The 16,186-nt window shown below is 52.1% G+C and carries 16 protein-coding genes; all 16 read right to left on the bottom strand.

Annotated features, from left to right (window positions below; all coding sequences use genetic code 11):
- Window positions 1–38: 38 nt before the first annotated feature.
- The 16 genes from BCA33_RS20900 to BCA33_RS16420 all read right to left on the bottom strand — a co-directional run bounded on the left by BCA33_RS20900 (window position 39) and on the right by BCA33_RS16420 (window position 16,029).
- Window positions 39–380, bottom strand: a complete 342-nt coding sequence (locus BCA33_RS20900) for a hypothetical protein (RefSeq protein WP_217632691.1) — start codon at window positions 378–380, stop codon at window positions 39–41.
- A 35-nt stretch (window positions 381–415) separates the two neighbouring features.
- The gene (locus tag BCA33_RS20895) at window positions 416–865 is read right to left on the bottom strand and encodes a hypothetical protein (RefSeq protein ID WP_217632690.1); all 450 of its coding nucleotides are present in this window, start codon (window positions 863–865) and stop codon (window positions 416–418) included.
- Between the two features lie 146 nt (window positions 866–1,011).
- Window positions 1,012–2,427: an ATP-binding protein gene (locus BCA33_RS16485; protein ID WP_254774518.1), complete on the bottom strand. Its 1,416-nt coding sequence runs from the start codon at window positions 2,425–2,427 to the stop codon at window positions 1,012–1,014.
- Between the two features lie 172 nt (window positions 2,428–2,599).
- Window positions 2,600–4,681 carry a Mu transposase C-terminal domain-containing protein gene (locus BCA33_RS16480; RefSeq protein ID WP_071267564.1) on the bottom strand — a complete coding sequence of 694 codons (2,082 nt, stop codon included), beginning with the start codon at window positions 4,679–4,681 and terminating at the stop codon, window positions 2,600–2,602.
- Complete coding sequence (locus BCA33_RS16475) at window positions 4,671–5,486, bottom strand: heteromeric transposase endonuclease subunit TnsA (RefSeq protein WP_071267562.1); 816 nt, start codon at window positions 5,484–5,486, stop codon at window positions 4,671–4,673. The genes BCA33_RS16480 and BCA33_RS16475 overlap by 11 nt, the downstream gene beginning before the upstream one ends.
- A gap of 114 nt (window positions 5,487–5,600) precedes the next feature.
- Window positions 5,601–7,433, bottom strand: coding sequence for a glutamine--fructose-6-phosphate transaminase (isomerizing) (glmS, locus tag BCA33_RS16470; RefSeq protein ID WP_071267560.1), 1,833 nt, complete (start codon window positions 7,431–7,433; stop codon window positions 5,601–5,603).
- Window positions 7,434–7,490: 57 nt separating this feature from the next.
- Window positions 7,491–8,855, bottom strand: a complete 1,365-nt coding sequence (gene glmU, locus BCA33_RS16465) for a bifunctional UDP-N-acetylglucosamine diphosphorylase/glucosamine-1-phosphate N-acetyltransferase GlmU (protein ID WP_071267558.1) — start codon at window positions 8,853–8,855, stop codon at window positions 7,491–7,493.
- A 105-nt stretch (window positions 8,856–8,960) separates the two neighbouring features.
- Entirely contained in the window at window positions 8,961–9,383 is a 423-nt protein-coding gene (locus BCA33_RS16460) for a F0F1 ATP synthase subunit epsilon (RefSeq protein WP_071267556.1), read from the bottom strand.
- Between the two features lie 36 nt (window positions 9,384–9,419).
- On the bottom strand, window positions 9,420–10,814 hold the full coding sequence (gene atpD / locus BCA33_RS16455) for a F0F1 ATP synthase subunit beta (protein WP_071267554.1): 1,395 nt from the start codon (window positions 10,812–10,814) through the stop codon (window positions 9,420–9,422).
- A 53-nt stretch (window positions 10,815–10,867) separates the two neighbouring features.
- The gene (atpG, locus tag BCA33_RS16450; RefSeq protein WP_071267552.1) at window positions 10,868–11,728 is read right to left on the bottom strand and encodes a F0F1 ATP synthase subunit gamma; all 861 of its coding nucleotides are present in this window, start codon (window positions 11,726–11,728) and stop codon (window positions 10,868–10,870) included.
- A gap of 67 nt (window positions 11,729–11,795) precedes the next feature.
- The gene (gene atpA / locus BCA33_RS16445) at window positions 11,796–13,340 is read right to left on the bottom strand and encodes a F0F1 ATP synthase subunit alpha (protein WP_071267550.1); all 1,545 of its coding nucleotides are present in this window, start codon (window positions 13,338–13,340) and stop codon (window positions 11,796–11,798) included.
- Window positions 13,341–13,368: 28 nt separating this feature from the next.
- Window positions 13,369–13,905 (bottom strand): F0F1 ATP synthase subunit delta, encoded by a 537-nt coding sequence (locus tag BCA33_RS16440; protein ID WP_071267548.1) that lies wholly within the window; start codon window positions 13,903–13,905, stop codon window positions 13,369–13,371.
- An 11-nt stretch (window positions 13,906–13,916) separates the two neighbouring features.
- Window positions 13,917–14,387: a F0F1 ATP synthase subunit B gene (locus tag BCA33_RS16435; protein ID WP_071267546.1), complete on the bottom strand. Its 471-nt coding sequence runs from the start codon at window positions 14,385–14,387 to the stop codon at window positions 13,917–13,919.
- Window positions 14,388–14,483: 96 nt separating this feature from the next.
- Window positions 14,484–14,717: a F0F1 ATP synthase subunit C gene (gene atpE / locus BCA33_RS16430; RefSeq protein ID WP_217632689.1), complete on the bottom strand. Its 234-nt coding sequence runs from the start codon at window positions 14,715–14,717 to the stop codon at window positions 14,484–14,486.
- Window positions 14,718–14,769: 52 nt separating this feature from the next.
- Window positions 14,770–15,621 (bottom strand): F0F1 ATP synthase subunit A, encoded by an 852-nt coding sequence (gene atpB / locus BCA33_RS16425; RefSeq protein ID WP_071267544.1) that lies wholly within the window; start codon window positions 15,619–15,621, stop codon window positions 14,770–14,772.
- Window positions 15,622–15,636: 15 nt separating this feature from the next.
- Window positions 15,637–16,029 carry an ATP synthase subunit I gene (locus BCA33_RS16420; RefSeq protein WP_071267542.1) on the bottom strand — a complete coding sequence of 131 codons (393 nt, stop codon included), beginning with the start codon at window positions 16,027–16,029 and terminating at the stop codon, window positions 15,637–15,639.
- Window positions 16,030–16,186: the final 157 nt, after the last annotated feature.

The raw sequence follows: 16,186 nt of genomic DNA, 5'->3' as shown, positions 1-16,186 counted from the left end.
ACAACACTCAGTTGCTGAAAATTTTTGAGTTTTCTCAATCACTCTACTGCCCTTTCATCGAGGATGATTTCTCTCCGGCGCTGGCGCAATCGTTTAACGTAGGCACCATCTACCAGCTCTTCGGCGCCATGGTCGAGCGCACAGTTCGCTAACGAAGCCAGTGATTCGTCACTCAGTCGAAAATCCCTAGGGATGAGGCCAAATTTGGATTGGCTATTTTTCTCCAGCGCAACAAACAGAGACTTGAAGAAGTCGGCTCGGGATGATCGTGCCCCCTCAGTGCCGGCCGCCGTCAACGCGTCACCGGCATTAATTTTTGTAGTATCTGCATCCGTCGCGATCGCCTGAATCACTACAGGCAGCGACGGCCAATACTTCATATCGTATTGGCCGGAGAGCCTCTGAAGTGGCTCTTTTACATGCCACTGGAAGAGGGTTTGGTCACTGCCGGCTGCTCGATAGCTGAATAGACATCATAAATCTCGCCGCCGAAGAACCCCGAATGATTGTTAAGAAGCTCTCGCTCTTCCAACAACTCCGCCAGTTTTTGCGCACTGGCCGCGATCTTACGATTCACCTCTCTGAGCTTCGCTCGCTCTTGTCGCGCCAGGGCACTCTTTTCAGGGCACCAAAATGCCGCGGTCGAAAGTAGGGTCCTCAAAACAGTGCGCAACCCACTAGGAGATCTGTCAAGTTTTTCCTCCAACTCGTTGTAAACCTTTAGTAGCTCTAATGGCCGTCGCAAAAGCCGATCAATAATGGCGACCTCACTGGGGAGTATATTGTGCTCGACGTTGTAGTCTCGTTCAGACTTTAAAATATTCTCGCACTTGGCTTGCGGAGATCTGTTCTTTGCTTGTGTCATCTTCCTGTCCTATCTGATGTGTGACACCCAGTAGTCTAAGGAGTGATTAGGCCCAGTTCGGTACCTGAGAAACGAAAAATTCGGAGGCGATCAGGTACTTATTTCTTTTGGAGACTTCAGGCTGCCAAACACATCAAGACTTTTGGCTAAATATACGCAAGCAAATCAATTACCGTACCCCTGCTCTTCAGGCTCTGGTAGCTCTTCTCCGGATCTTCCTGCCGAATCAGCCTCAGGTCGTCATCCACATACACGGGATCAAGAAGCGTTCTTTTGTCTCGTTTTGGCTGTGCTTGCTTAGCGGTCGTTTCATTTTTTTCGTTAAGATTCTTAATGTGAGCAACGAGGCTGAAAAGATCGTCAGCCGGCTTTTCCTCTAAGGCTTGCTCTGCGACAACGGGCGCAATGTCCTCACCAATACCCATTTGGACCAATATCGTAATTAATCGATCCCGCATTGAGTCCTCAGCATCAGTGCGTATTCCTCGCACAACCGGTATGTGGGGAGCTTCCTGCAATGCGCTTTGAACACGCAGGGCCTCCCTAGGCACATCAAGATCAGCGTATTGAAGAATCGTTTCCTCGCGGCCGCTTCGCAATGCTGCAATCATTGGATGCACCATTGCGAGCTCTTCCTGGTAGACCTTGGTTACGAGGACTCGATCTATCGCCTCACGACCCGCTACAACCGCTCTCACCTGGCTGAGGTAAAAAAGGGCAACGGCTATGTGAGCAATACCTTGGGTGTACTCCCAGAACAAGTCCATCATTTCATGGGTGAGAGGAGTTGCATGCTCAAACCATTGCAGCTTCCATAGGCGCTTGAAGAATCTTTCCCACTCTTCATCACTCCCAGTATTCTCGGTACGTGCAAACCGCCCCCAGTCCAGGCTACCAAACTGAGCCGCCCTCCGCGCCGACCGCATAGTTGGCTGGAAAAGCTCTAGGGCTTTAGGCGTCCCAATAAACAAGACCGGTACTTTAATCACGTTGGTCAGCGTGACGAAGAAGTTGAGCATCTTGTCTGCACCTCCAGACCGGGATTTCTCCAAGTGCTGAATTTCATCAATGACAAGCACGCCAACTGAATGTAACGCAGACACGCGAGCAACGTCTCCCAGCATGGACTCTGCAGAGGATCGACTCTTTACATAGAGAGCTTGGTAATCAGTACCCAAGGCGTCGTCAACAGCTCGGAAAAAGTGAGTACATAAACTCTTCACCGAGCCATCATGAGGGCATTCCACTTTTAACCAAACGAGCTGGCAATGTTGGTAATCAGGATGAAAAATCGCTTGCGGGTAACTTCTTAGGATAGCCTCGACAGCTGTAGTCTTGCCGGTGCCAGAACATCCAATGACGGAACTGACCAATGCCTCATTACCTGCATTTCGAAAAATTGCACTGAAATCAGTATGCGCAACGTCATCAAGGTTACGGTGGTAGTCAGGCGCAGCGATATTCCGGCTCAAGTAACCACGGCGAATCATGCCCGAAATCATTTGTTCCAACTGTAGATGAGATTTCGTTGGATACAGAAATTGATCCAGAATCCGCATCATTGCATGGCGCCGAATGTGAGCCGGGAGTACCTTTTCGGCATCGTCTACGTTGGGGAGGCGGGCCAACATCTTCGCAGTGGCCTGCGGTGAGTTGATAGGAGGCAGAGCGTTAATCAATGGGTGCCCTTCATATTCCCGTATTTCCGCTTCTCGATACTCGGCGAATGGCAACTTAATCATCATCATCCTCCAGAAAAGCATCCAAATCGGGGTAGTCTACGCTCTCATTTGAAGGCGTTTTTTGAGAGCGGAAAGGCACTACATCTGCTGGACGATCTTGCTTGATCTTTTTATTAGTTTTAATACCACTTTGATCCCTTTCTGCCTCTTTTTCTTTGAGGCGATTATCCCGTATTCCTCGAAGTCGCTCTGAGTCACTAGTAGATGATTTGTTGGCTTTTTGCCGCTTCTTGGCTGTTGAAACGATTTGTTCAACAGCAGCCAGTGAATCCGGCTTCCGATATTCTTCAGCTTGCCGAGCTGTCGCTCTGGTGCGACTCATGGCTTTAAGCACACCGGCGGCTTCGACAAAACTCATGCCACGAAATCTCCGGCTTCTATCCGATAGCTCACACACCCAATAGTTCTCAAAGGTTTTGTCGGGTCTCAGGTAAACGGTATTGGTTCGCCTGGGGTCGAAGGCGACTTCCATTTTTGCAGGACGGTTCTGGCGAATACGATCAAACCAGCCTGCTGCCAATGCTTCCTGACAGATATAAACCAGACCTTTGAAGGTGATGCCAACCTGAGATACTGTCCCGTTTTCATAAGGCAAAAGGTTAATGCGGGCAAGTTCTTCGTCACACGAACGGAGCTTACCGGTACGGTGCTGGATTCCCCAGTTCCATAGGTCTAATGGCACTGCTGGCAAGTCTGAAGGCATGTCGGGAGAAAAGTCATAACCTTCAATAACATGTTGGGTGTTGTAAACAATAATCAAGTTGATCAGCATTTCTGTGAATTCATAAAGGTTCAGAACTGCATCCAATTCATAGCGTTTACCGTTCCGCTTTTTGCCATTTACCGGCTCCACTACACCACCCACGTAAGGTCGGAACTGGCTCTGAATTGTGTTGAAAAATCGTTCGCAGATTGCTTTATCATCCCCTCGGTAGGCCCGTGAGTTACTCAGTTGCACGCCAAACCTGTTAACCAGTACGTCAGCTTGGCGGTATAGAAGTTCGCCCCTATCGGCCATAACCCCAGCAGGAATACCGATACTGGGCCAATCTTCTGTTCGTATATTCACGCCGTATTCCCGGCAATAAGCGGATTTGTCACTAAAGGAATTACCCAACGCCATCATTGCGGCCACCCACGAGGGATTTTCCAGGCCCACGTACATTCCGACCACCATTCGGCTAAATACATCTTTGACGAAGTACAAAACGGGTCGGCCGATGATAACGTTGGGGTCATCCTCGGCCACGAGATAAAGATCAGCAATCGTCGCATCGATTTCGTACCGTGCTCCGGGGCCAAAGTTCAAATTCGCTGACGTGCTGGTCAGCGCCCGCATATCCTTTTGGTAAATTCGTGCAGGTGTTCGCTTCCGCACTACTTCGCTATTCAGATAGTTAGTTTGGAAAAAGTACCGAAACTGCGCCAGTGTTGGCATAGCCGATTCTGTAGCGGTCGGGTATCTAGCCTTAAAAAGGCCAACGGCCTTGTCCTTTGCAGCGGTCAACGGTACCTTTTCGTTGGTCAGATAAAAACCATCAAGCGCCATTCTGAACAGTTCCGCGACTTCTTCCGTTACTGGCACACCCACCCCCGGAGAAACCGTTCGCTTTCGCCCGACCTTGTTTTCAATCTCGCGCCTCGGTCGCCCTCTGGCCCCACATTTATGGTAGTCCGGTGCCAAGGAATTTGGCACCATTCCTCTCTGCCAATAACGGCGAAGTTGGCGGGTGACATAAAGCCTTGGCTTATCCGTAGATCTTAGAAGCTGATTTATCAGCTGATTACGTTCACTCTTGATGAACAACGATGAATAATGCTCAAGCAAGGGGCTAATCGTGTTCCAGGCTTCATCCCGCCTTATAGCACCAACACTTCCCTCTTCGACATTAACCAAAGGATAGGGGTCAGAGATAGGTTTATACCCAACTGCTTGGAATTCTTCTTCCGAGACAGGGAAAGGCAAAGCTTTCTCGCTATCTACATCGATTAGCATTAAATCACTTAGCTGCTCCAGAACAACTCTGTAACGCTTGTTCGTCTCTGGTTCTGTGAAAACTCTGTTAAGAAGCATTGTTCACCTCGCTGACTCGCAGGGTTTCTCTGAGTGTGAGATCTCCATAGGTCCAACTGTGGAACACTTTATTCAGAGGTACCCGTATGAACCGGAAGGCTACCGCATGCCTAAGGGTGCTCAGATGGAACCCGGGCTCTAATCCATATTGGTCGTCAAGCTTCGCGCACAGCCGCGTCGCTTTGGTTCGGGGGTGGGGCTCTAATCGATGTAAAAGGTCCCGCACTTCGACAACGCTCAGCTCCTGGTGATCAGTCATATCAGGGTTTAAATAGGGCTGGATCCAGAGTAGGTTTTCTCGCATACCATCAGTTATTTCTCTCTCAGTGAAAATCCTCCACTCCACACCACGGGCTTCCCAGAACGATTTTTCAATTTGAAGCTTTTCTATAACTCTTGGCTTTGCCAGTTCAGATGAGGGTTTGACGGCAATAGCCAGTTGCTTACCAGAAGACAGGTCTATCAAAAGGTCGGTTGAAACCACATTCAGAAGGCCGCGAACCTGGGGATGACGGATACCCAGGCGCGCGCAAATATCAAGACTATCTTCGACTTGCAGGGGATATTGTTCACGGATATCGATGGTTTTCTCAAATTGGTCGAAAACCAGGAAGGCAAAAAGTTCTATCCCGGATAGCAGATGATGCACTCGCCCGACGGAAGCACTTCGGATTCGAACGCTTTCGCCCTGGCTGCTGAGTTCATGAACCTTGATGAACGGCTGATAGGCTTTACCCACTCCCTTACCACGAGTCTTGAGTCGCTTTTCGTGGCTGGGATCAATGCGTTTATTGGTGTCTGTCATGAAAAAAGGTCTCCTGCTAAATTGAGAATAGCAGGAGACCCACTTTGATCAAACTTTATTATGATTTATCAAACTTTAATATACTCTGACAACCAGTAATGCTTCTGTTGGTGTCTACTCAACCGTCACGCTTTTTGCCAGGTTTCTAGGCTGGTCCACATCTGTGCCCTTCAGTACAGCAACGTGATAAGACAGCAGCTGCAACGGAACGGTGTAGACGATTGGCGCAGTAATTTCGTGCACTTCCGGAAGCTGCAACACGTGGATGCCCTCTTCCGGCTTTAAATTCGCAGCGCGGTCAGCAAACACAAACAACTCACCGCCCCGGGCGCGTACTTCTTCGAGGTTCGATTTGAGTTTCTCAGCCATGTGGTTATTGGGCGCGACCGTAACTACCGGCATTTCGCTGTCTACCAAGGCAAGCGGGCCGTGCTTGAGCTCGCCAGCGGGATAGGCCTCCGCATGAATGTAAGAAATCTCTTTCAGTTTCAAGGCGCCTTCCAAAGCCACCGGGAACTGCGAGCCGCGACCCAGGAACAGCGCATGATTTTTGTCCATGAACCGCCGCGACATCTCTGCAATCTCGCCGTCCAGCGCCAGTACGTCATTAACCTGGCCGGGCACCAAATGCAGAGCCTTAACGATATCGGCTTCGCGCTCTTCGCTCAGGCCGTTCTCGCGGGCCAAAGCCAGCGTAAATATAAGCAACGCGGTGAGCTGAGTGGTGAAAGCTTTGGTAGAAGCGACGCCAATTTCCGGCCCCGCCTGGGTCATGATGACCAGGTCGGATTCGCGAACCAGAGAACTGCCTGGCACGTTGCAGATGGCCAGAGCCGCCCGGAAACCAGCCTTTTTGGCTTGCCGCAGCGCAGCCAACGTGTCGGCGGTTTCGCCAGATTGTGAAATACACAAAAACAACGTGTCTTCCTGGATTACATGATTGCGATAGCGGAACTCGGAGGCCACTTCTACGGAGCAGGGCACGCCTGCCAGATCTTCAATCCAGTAGCGAGCGACCATGCCCGCATGGTAACTGGTGCCGCAGGCGATAATCTGCACGTGGCGGACGTTTTTCAGCAGGTCGCCGGCCTCGGTGCCCAGAGCTTGCGCCAGCACCCGCGATTCCGTCACGCGGCCTTCCATGGTGGCTTTGATCACTCGCGGCTGCTCGTGAATTTCCTTGAGCATAAAGTGGCGATATTCGCCTTTGTCTGCTGAGTCTGCGCTGTGTTCGAAGCGGCTAATGGCACGTTCGACCGGCGTGCCTTCACGATCATGAATCTCGATGCTATCCCGGCGAATATCCGCAAGATCGCCTTCTTCCAAAAACATGAAACGATCGGTTACTGGCAGCAGTGCAAGCTGGTCAGAGGCTATAAAGTTTTCACCAATACCCACACCAATTACCAGCGGGCTGCCCTCGCGGCAAACAACCATGTGCTCGGGCTCATCCGCATGCACTACAGCAAGCGCATAGGCACCGCGCAGGCGGGTAACGGAGGTCTTCACCGCATCATAAAGTTTACCCAGTTCGCGGAAATTCTTTTCGATCAGGTGCACAACCACTTCCGTGTCGGTCTGGGAAGTAAACTCATACCCATCGGCTTTCAGTTCTTCGCGCAGCTCTTGATAGTTCTCAATTATGCCGTTGTGTACGATCGCCAGGCGGTCACCAGACATGTGCGGATGGGCATTAAGCTGTGACGGTTCACCGTGGGTTGCCCATCGGGTGTGGGCGATACCCAGGTAGCCAGAGAGCGGGTTGGCTTCAATGGCGCCGGCAAGCGATGCTACCTTGCCCACTTCCCTAGCGCGCTGAACAGCGCTTTTACCATCCAGAACGGCCATACCGGCAGAGTCGTATCCGCGATATTCCAAGCGGCGCAGACCTTCAAGAAGAATGCCCTGGACGTCACGTTCTGAAACTGCACCTACAATCCCACACATGCTGCTTACCCTGTTCGTAATAAAAATCGTGATAAAAACGGTGAAACAATATCGTACTCAGTGTTTTTCGGGCTTTTGCCAACCGGAAATGTTGCGCTGACGACCCCGCGCCACGGCCAGTTGCTGCTCTGGCACATCTTTGGTGATTGTAGAGCCAGCACCAACGGTGGCGCCTTCGGCTACCGTAACCGGTGCTACTAGCGAACTGTTGGACCCAACAAATACGCCATCACCCAACACTGTCTGGTACTTGTTTACACCATCATAGTTGCAGGTAATGGTACCTGCGCCCACGTTTACATCGGTTCCCAGCGTAGCATCACCCACATAGCTGAGGTGGTTAATTTTACTGCCCTCGCCAACGATGGTTTTTTTGGTCTCAACAAAATTACCCACTTTGGTGTTGGCGGCCAGTTGGGTGCCAGGGCGCAGGCGCGCGAATGGCCCCACCTGAGCATTAGGGCCAACGCTGGCCTGATCGATCACACTGTGGGCATGAATGTGGGCGCCATCGGCGATGGTGGAATCGGTAATCACGCAACCAGGGCCAATGGACACATGGCTACCCAGCGATACTTTGCCATTGAATACCACGTTCACATCAATCAATACATCGTTGCCGATGGTGAGTTCGCCGCGCACATCTACTCGCGCGGGATCGGCCAAAGTGGCGCCTTCGGTCATCAAACGATCCGCTTCGCGGCTCTGATACCAGCGCTCCAGTTCGGCCAGCTGCAGGCGGTTGTTCACCCCTTGCACCTCAAACGGGTTGCCCGGCTGAGCCACGTTTACCGTCATGCCCGCCTGCACGGCCATGGCGATGATATCGGTGAGGTAATATTCGCCTTGGGCGTTGCTGCTGGAGAGTTGGGGCAACCAGGTTTTGAGGTGGCGAGCGCTGACCGCGAGAATGCCGGTGTTCACTTCGTTAATGGCCAACTGTTCAGCACTGGCGTCTTTTTGCTCAACAATGGCTGTCACCTGCCCGGCCTGTTTGCGCAAAATACGGCCGTAGCCTTGAGGGTTATCCAGAGTCACGGTTAACAATCCCAGCGTTTTCTCGTCCAGGTCCTGCACCAATCCTTGCAGAGTTTGCGCGGTGGTCAGCGGTACGTCGCCGTATAGCACCAACACCCTGGCATCGTCGGGGAGTTCGGGAAGTGTCTGGGCGACAGCATGGCCGGTACCCAGCTGTTGCTCCTGCATTACCCAGCTAACGCTATAGGAATGGGAAGCGGCTTTTACCTGATCAGCGCCATGACCAATAACGCCGTGAACTTTCTCTGCCCCCAAAGTCTGAGCCGTGTCGATCACGTGGTGGAGCATAGGCCGCCCGGCCACTTTGTGCAGTACCTTCGGCAGCGATGATTTCATCCGTGAGCCCTGGCCGGCGGCCAGGATAACAACGTGCAACGGTGACATGGGGCAACAACTCCCTTACGTGGGTCGGGGTTAAATCAAAAAAAAAGCCGCACCTCGCAGTGGGTAGCGGGATGCGGCTTTTCGGGGCAAGCCTGGCAAACCGTTCTATCGAACGTTTTTACGCAGCTTTTGCAAAGTGCGCAGCTGAGCGGCCGCTTCGGCCAGCTCCGCAGCCGCACGGTAGTACTCAAACTCGCCCGTTTTGTTCGCCAGTGCTGCTTCGGCGTCTTTTTGAGCCTGCAAAGCTGCAGCCTCATCAACGTCTTTAGCACGCACCGCCGTGTCGGCCATCAGGGTCACGAGGTTAGGCTGTACTTCCAGGTATCCCCCAGATACGTACAGGATTTCCTCTTCACCACCCTGTTTGATGATCCGGACTGCCCCCGGTTTAAGCGCGGACAGCAACGGAGCATGGCCTAACTGAATACCCAACTCACCCTCGGTGCCGGTAGCGATCAACATCTCTACCAGACCAGAGTAAATCTTCTTTTCAGCACTTACGACGTCACAATGTACAGTCATAGCCATATCTCTAAGCCTCTTAGGTCAGAAATTGAAAGAAGATTACTTACCTTCTTTCGCCTTCATCGCCTTCGCTTTCTCAACAGCTTCTTCAATGCCACCGACCATGTAGAAGGCCTGCTCTGGCATATCATCGTAGTCGCCGCTGAGGATGCCCTTGAAGCTGCTGATTGTCTCCTTCAAAGAAACATACTTACCGGGCGAACCGGTGAATACTTCAGCAACGTGGAACGGCTGCGAAAGAAAACGCTCGATCTTACGGGCACGGGATACAGCCAGTTTATCTTCTTCTGACAGCTCGTCCATACCCAGAATCGCGATGATGTCTTTCAGTTCCTTGTAGCGCTGCAGGTTGGTCTGCACGCCACGGGCGACTTCGTAATGCTCGTCACCGATGACCAGAGGATCCAGCTGACGCGAGGTGGAATCGAGTGGATCGATCGCAGGGTAAATACCCTTGGAAGCGATGTCACGGCTCAGTACCACGGTAGCGTCAAGGTGGGAGAAGGTGGTTGCCGGAGACGGGTCAGTCAAGTCATCCGCTGGTACGTATACCGCCTGGATCGACGTAATAGAGCCATCTTTGGTAGAGGTAATACGCTCCTGCAGCTCACCCATCTCCTGGGCCAGCGTGGGCTGATAACCTACCGCAGAGGGCATACGGCCCAATAGAGCAGATACTTCAGTACCAGCCAGGGTATAACGGTAAATGTTGTCAACGAAAAACAGTACGTCACGACCTTCGTCACGGAACTTCTCAGCCATGGTGAGGCCGGTCAGGGCTACACGCAGACGGTTTCCTGGGGGCTCGTTCATCTGGCCGTAGACCATTGCTACTTTATCAAGAACGTTGGAGTCCTTCATTTCGTAGTAAAAGTCGTTACCTTCACGAGTCCGCTCACCAACACCGGCGAATACGGAGAGACCGGAGTGCTCTTTCGCGATGTTGTTGATCAGTTCCATCATGTTAACGGTTTTGCCTACACCGGCACCGCCAAACAAGCCAACCTTACCACCCTTGGCAAACGGGCAAATCAGGTCGATAACCTTGATGCCTGTTTCCAGCAGGTCGGCAGAAGCTGCCTGGTCTGCGTAGCCAGGTGCTTTGCGGTGGATACCCCAACGCTCTTCTTCACCGATCGGGCCTGCCTCGTCAATTGGACGACCCAAAACGTCCATGATGCGGCCCAGAGTCTGGACGCCCACGGGTACCGAAATCGGCTTATGTGTGTTTTCTGCTTTCAGGCCACGCTTCAGGCCTTCGGTGCTGCCCATCGCGATGGTACGAACAACGCCGTCACCCAGCTGTTGCTGAACTTCCAGAGTTGTTTCGCCACCTTCAAGCAGCAGTGCGTCGTAAACGCTTGGCACGGCGTCACGTGGAAATTCCACGTCGATAACCGCGCCAATGATCTGAACGATGTGTCCGCTACTCATGCTCGGTTCCTCGTTATCTTAATAGTCAATAAAACCAGTAGGATTGTGGCGGATCAGACCGATGCCGCGCCGCTCACAATTTCCGAAATCTCTTGCGTAATGGCTGCCTGACGAGCTTTGTTATACACCAACTGCAGGTCGTCAATAATGTCACCGGCGTTATCGGTAGCACTCTTCATGGCAATCATTCGAGAGGCCTGCTCACAAGCCAAATTCTCTACCACACCCTGATACACCTGGGACTCGATAAAACGTGGCAGCAGCCCTTCGAGAATCGGACGCGCATCCGGCTCATAGATGTAATCCCACTGGTGACCAATTTCTTCGTCCGCGCCTTCCGGCAAGGGCAAGAGTTGCTCGGCTTTCGGCGTTTGCGTCATGGTGTTCACAAACTCGTTGCTAACCAGGTATAGGCGATCAATCTTGCCTTCACTGAATGCATCGAGCATTACCTTGACGTTACCGATCAGCGTTTCCGCACTTGGGTTATCGCCCAGGTGCGTCAACGCAGCAATCACGTTCCCGCCGTAGTTGCGGAAGAACGATGCGCCTTTCTGCCCGATCGCACAGAGGTCGGTCGCAACGCCCTGCTCTTTCCAGTCACGCATTTCGCGAACCAGCAGTTTGAACATGTTAGCGTTCAAACCACCGCAAAGGCCGCGATCAGAGGAGACAACGATGTAGCCAACCCGCTTCACCTCACGCTCGAGCATGAACGGATGACGGTAATCCTTGTTGGACCTCGCAATGTGTCCAATTACCTGGCGCATCTTTTCGGCATACGGGCGAGTCGCCTGCATGCGTTCCTGAGCTTTACGCATCTTACTGGCCGCCACCATTTCCATGGCGCTGGTAATTTTTTGCGTGCTCTTGATGCTGCCGATCTGGTTACGTATTTCTTTTCCGATGGCCATAGGTCACTGCCTTTTCAAGTTAGACACTCATTTGGACCAGCTGGCCCGCCGCAGCGGGCCGGCGGTGTTACCAGGTTTGAGTGGTCTTGAATTTCTCCAGTGCAGCTTTCAGGCCAGCAGCAATCTCATCGTTGTAGATGCCGGCGGGACCGATTTTCTCAAGCAGTTCTTTTTGCTCTGCCCGCATCCAGTCCAACAGCTGGGCTTCAAACGGAACGACCTTTTCGACGTCAACGTCGTCAAGGAAGCCTTCGTTGGCGGCGAACAAAACAGTACCCATTTCAGCCACAGACATCGGGCTGTACTGGTTCTGCTTCATCAGTTCGGTAACACGTTGACCGTGCTCAAGCTGCTTACGGGTAGATTCGTCCAGATCCGATGCAAACTGAGCAAACGCTGCCAGCTCACGGTACTGAGCCAGAGCCAGACGAATATTACCGCCCAGTTTCTTCATGATCTTGGTTTGGGCCGAACCACCTACCCGCGATACCGAGATACCTGCGTTCATCGCCGGACGAATACCGGAGTTGAACAGGTTGGTCTCGAGGAAGATCTGACCATCGGTAATGGAGATTACGTTGGTCGGTACGAAGGCAGATACGTCGCCCGCTTGGGTTTCAATGATTGGCAGCGCGGTCAAAGAACCGGTCTTGCCTTTCACTTCACCCTTAGTGAACTTCTCCACATAATCCGCGTTTACGCGGGAGGAGCGCTCCAGTAGACGGGAGTGCAAGTAGAATACGTCACCCGGATAGGCTTCACGGCCCGGCGGACGGCGCAACAGCAGGGAGATCTGACGGTACGCAACAGCCTGTTTGGACAGGTCGTCGTATACGATCAGAGCATTTTCACCGCGGTCACGGAAGTATTCGCCCATGGTAGTGCCTGAGTATGGAGCCAGGAACTGCATGGATGCGGGATCTGCTGCACCTGCAGCAACCACCGTGGTATGCGCCATAGCGCCGTGTTCTTCCAGCTTGCGTACAACCGCAGCAATCGAAGATTGCTTCTGGCCGATGGCAACGTAGATACACTTGATACCCGTGTCTTTCTGGTTAATGATCGCGTCGATAGCAACGGCTGTTTTACCGATCTGACGGTCACCGATAATCAGCTCACGCTGGCCGCGGCCAACTGGAACCATGGTATCGATGGCTTTCATACCCGTTTGAACCGGCTCATCAACGGACTGACGCTCGATAACACCCGGTGCTACTTTTTCAACCGGATCGGTCAGCGTGGTACCCAGATCGCCCTTTCCGTCGATTGGGTTACCCAGCCCGTCTACTACACGGCCAAGAAGCTCCGGGCCTACCGGAACTTCCAGAATACGGCCGGTGCAACGCACTTTCTGGCCTTCGGCAAGATCTTCGTAGTCACCTAATACCACGGCGCCCACGGAGTCACGCTCCAGGTTCAGCGCCATGCCGAATATGCCATTAGCGAATTCGATCATCTCGCCGTACATAACGTCGGCCAGGCCGTGGATCAGCACGATGCCGTCTGCTACAGACAGAATGGTGCCTTCGTTTTTTGCTTCAGAAGAGATATCGAGGTTCTCGATTCTCTTCTTAATGATGTCACTGATCTCGGATGGATTCAGTTGCTGCATGCCTTTGTCCTCAAACCTTTTGCTGAAATCAGGAGCCCAGTGCTTTAGCCATTTTGGCCAGCTTGCCACGGACTGAAGCGTCAATAACCAAATCGCCGGTATTTACCACCACGCCGCCGATCAACGAACGATCAACAGAGGTTTCCAGGGCGACTTTACGCTCCAGCTTCCTGGACAATGCTTCTGCCAGTTTTTGCTGCTCGTCGGCGGTCATTTCAAACGCCGTGCTTACCTTCATATTAACCGTGCGCTCAAATTCTGCGCGGTAGAAGGCAAACAGAGTCGAAATTTCCGGCAGCAACGCCAGGCGCTTGCTCTCAGCAAGAATCAACAGGAAGTTTCTGAGTGCTTCAGGCATCTGTTCTTCCGCAGTATCGAAAAACAGTTCTGCCTTGCGCTGCTCAGACAGGCCAGGATTGGCCAGAATCTTCTTAATAGCGTTGTCGGCCGCCAACAGACCAACAAAAGCAAGTGCCTGATCCCAGGAATCAACGGCATCTTGCTCTTTAGCGGCAGCAAAAACGGCTTTCGCATAGGGCCGGGCTAACGTAATCAGTTCTGCCATGGGACCCTCGCTTAGAGTTGTGCGGCCAGCTTGTCCAGCATCTCGCTGTGAGCTTTAGCATCGACAGAGGTTTCCAGGATCTTCTCTGCACCGGCAATGGCAAGTACTGCCACTTCTGTCCTAAGTGCATCGCGAGCCTGAACACGCTCCTGCTGAATTTCCGCCCGGGCCTGCTCAATGAGCTTTTCACCTTCTTTGCGGGCATCGTCTTTAGATGCTTCCACAATCTGGGCGGCGCGCTTGTTGGCCTGATCAATTAGTACAGCAGCTTCTTCTTTGGCTTTCTGCATTTGCTTGGCGGCTTTTTCCTGAGCAAGCTCAAGATCCAGTGACGCTCTGTCAGCAGCAGAAAGACCATCGGCAATTTTCTTCTGGCGCGCTTCCATGGCTGCCGTAATTGGCGGCCATACATATTTCACGCAGAACCAGACGAAAATAGCGAAGGCAATCGATTGCCCTATTAACGTAAGGTTTATATTCACGGCAATATACCTCTTGCTATTCGTTGCGTGCTGGAACCCAAAAAACCGGGCGCCTGGCTCTGATAGTCAGAGCAGCGCCCGTATCTTGAGGCTGTGTTAGCCAGCAACAACGAAGATCAGGTACATCGCAAGACCAACACCGATCATAGGAACGGCATCCAGCAGACCGGCCATGATGAAGGCTTTAACCTGCAATTGGTTCGCCATTTCAGGCTGACGAGCGGTTGCTTCGAGCAGCTTGCCACCTAGAAGACCAAAACCAATACCGGTAGCCAGAGCGCCTAGGCCGAGAATGATTGAAGCCGCAATGTAAACCATTGAAATATCCATTAAAAACTCCTCAGTTTTTCATTTAGTTAAGGGTGTATTTTTAAAACGTTAATCAGTGATCTTCGTGTGCTTGTGCCAAATAAACAATCGTAAGCATGGTGAAAATAAAGGCCTGAAGCGGAATAATCAGGAGATGGAAGATGGCCCAAGGCACGCTTAACGTCCACTGAGCCCAGAATGGCAGCAGCGCGATCAGGATAAAAACAACCTCACTTGCGTATATGTTACCAAACAGACGCAACGCAAGGCTGAACGGCCGTACAATCATGACCAGAATTTCCAGTACCAGGTTCACTGGAATCAATGCCCAATGATTGAATGGGTTCATGCCCAGTTCTTTAGCAAAACCGGAGATCCCTTTAACCTTAAAGCTATAAAAAATAGTCAGCACAAACACGCCAATGGAAATACCAAAGGTAGCGTTGGGGTCTACGCTAGGAACGATCTTGAAGTACTCGAGTCCCATTGCCTGCGCAAGCACTGGAATAAAGTCAACCGGCACCAGGTCAAGCGCACTCATTAGCAAAATCCACACAAAGAGTGTTAGCGCCAGTGGAGCAATGATCGGGTTACGCGCATGGAAGCCATCGCGAACGATACCTTCAATGAACTCAATGGTTACTTCCACAAAGTTTTGCAGGCGACCGGGCACACCGGTGGTGGCGCGAGCGGCAACAAACCGGAACAGGCCAAGAAACAACACACCCATTGCAATGGACCAGCCCAGCGTATCAACGTGAAACGCCATAAAGCCCATATCAGATGCTTCCTGCGCTGTACGCGCAAAAGTCCAGCTAGTTTCGCTCATAACGCTGCCGTCAAAGCGCTCATAGCCAGCTTCAAGCTTGCCATAGGTCAGATTTTGTAAGTGATGCTTTATATACTCTACTGGGGTACCAGCCATACCGCTCTCGTCCAGTCATCGCCATGGTTGCGGTCGTATCAGCCAGCGCAACGCGCCGCCTGCTACAACCATCACAGCAAAAGTGAATAACAGGGCCGGCACATACACCGGCTCCATTAAAGTGAAAACAGCCGCAAAAAATACTGCGGTAAGGGCGATTTTGGTGGATTCCGCCCGGAATAAATTCCCCACCATAAGGCGCATTTGACGGGCGCCTTCATAACGATAGACCCGACGTACAAACCAGGCATTTGGCACGATAAAAATAAGACCGCCGATAAATGCGGAATAGCCAGCCAAAGGACTGTGGAGCGACCATAACAGACTGAGAATAACCAAGCCTGTAAATTCAATGGTCAGCCAACGGGCCAAAGGAACGTGGGTGATTCGAGATTGCCGAGATTTCATATCATTGCCATCATTCCAATCGCGCGAAATTATATGTTTTAAGCACCTGTTGTTCAACCAGGCTTCACACGAAACCTGGCTGAAATTTCATCAGACTGGGAACAGTGACCGTGGTTTATCACACAATTTGTGGCTGGCGCCGTTACGGTCACGACAT

Source organism: Marinobacter sp. AC-23, from assembly GCF_001858325.1.
Classification (GTDB): Bacteria; Pseudomonadota; Gammaproteobacteria; order Pseudomonadales; family Oleiphilaceae; genus Marinobacter.
This window is presented reverse-complemented; position numbering and strand designations above follow the sequence as displayed.

Coding starts and splice junctions, on each gene's coding strand:
- atpE (WP_217632689.1), bottom strand. CDS start 14,717: ATGGATATTTCAATGGTTTACATTGCGGCTTCAATCATTCTCGGCCTA.
- BCA33_RS16475 (WP_071267562.1), bottom strand. CDS start 5,486: ATGACAGACACCAATAAACGCATTGATCCCAGCCACGAAAAGCGACTC.
- BCA33_RS20900 (WP_217632691.1), bottom strand. CDS start 380: ATGAAGTATTGGCCGTCGCTGCCTGTAGTGATTCAGGCGATCGCGACG.
- glmS (WP_071267560.1), bottom strand. CDS start 7,433: ATGTGTGGGATTGTAGGTGCAGTTTCAGAACGTGACGTCCAGGGCATT.
- atpB (WP_071267544.1), bottom strand. CDS start 15,621: ATGGCTGGTACCCCAGTAGAGTATATAAAGCATCACTTACAAAATCTG.
- glmU (WP_071267558.1), bottom strand. CDS start 8,855: ATGTCACCGTTGCACGTTGTTATCCTGGCCGCCGGCCAGGGCTCACGG.
- BCA33_RS16440 (WP_071267548.1), bottom strand. CDS start 13,905: ATGGCAGAACTGATTACGTTAGCCCGGCCCTATGCGAAAGCCGTTTTT.
- atpG (WP_071267552.1), bottom strand. CDS start 11,728: ATGGCCATCGGAAAAGAAATACGTAACCAGATCGGCAGCATCAAGAGC.
- atpD (WP_071267554.1), bottom strand. CDS start 10,814: ATGAGTAGCGGACACATCGTTCAGATCATTGGCGCGGTTATCGACGTG.
- BCA33_RS16480 (WP_071267564.1), bottom strand. CDS start 4,681: ATGCTTCTTAACAGAGTTTTCACAGAACCAGAGACGAACAAGCGTTAC.
- BCA33_RS16485 (WP_254774518.1), bottom strand. CDS start 2,427: ATGATGCGGATTCTGGATCAATTTCTGTATCCAACGAAATCTCATCTA.
- atpA (WP_071267550.1), bottom strand. CDS start 13,340: ATGCAGCAACTGAATCCATCCGAGATCAGTGACATCATTAAGAAGAGA.
- BCA33_RS16460 (WP_071267556.1), bottom strand. CDS start 9,383: ATGGCTATGACTGTACATTGTGACGTCGTAAGTGCTGAAAAGAAGATT.
- BCA33_RS16420 (WP_071267542.1), bottom strand. CDS start 16,029: ATGAAATCTCGGCAATCTCGAATCACCCACGTTCCTTTGGCCCGTTGG.
- BCA33_RS20895 (WP_217632690.1), bottom strand. CDS start 865: ATGACACAAGCAAAGAACAGATCTCCGCAAGCCAAGTGCGAGAATATT.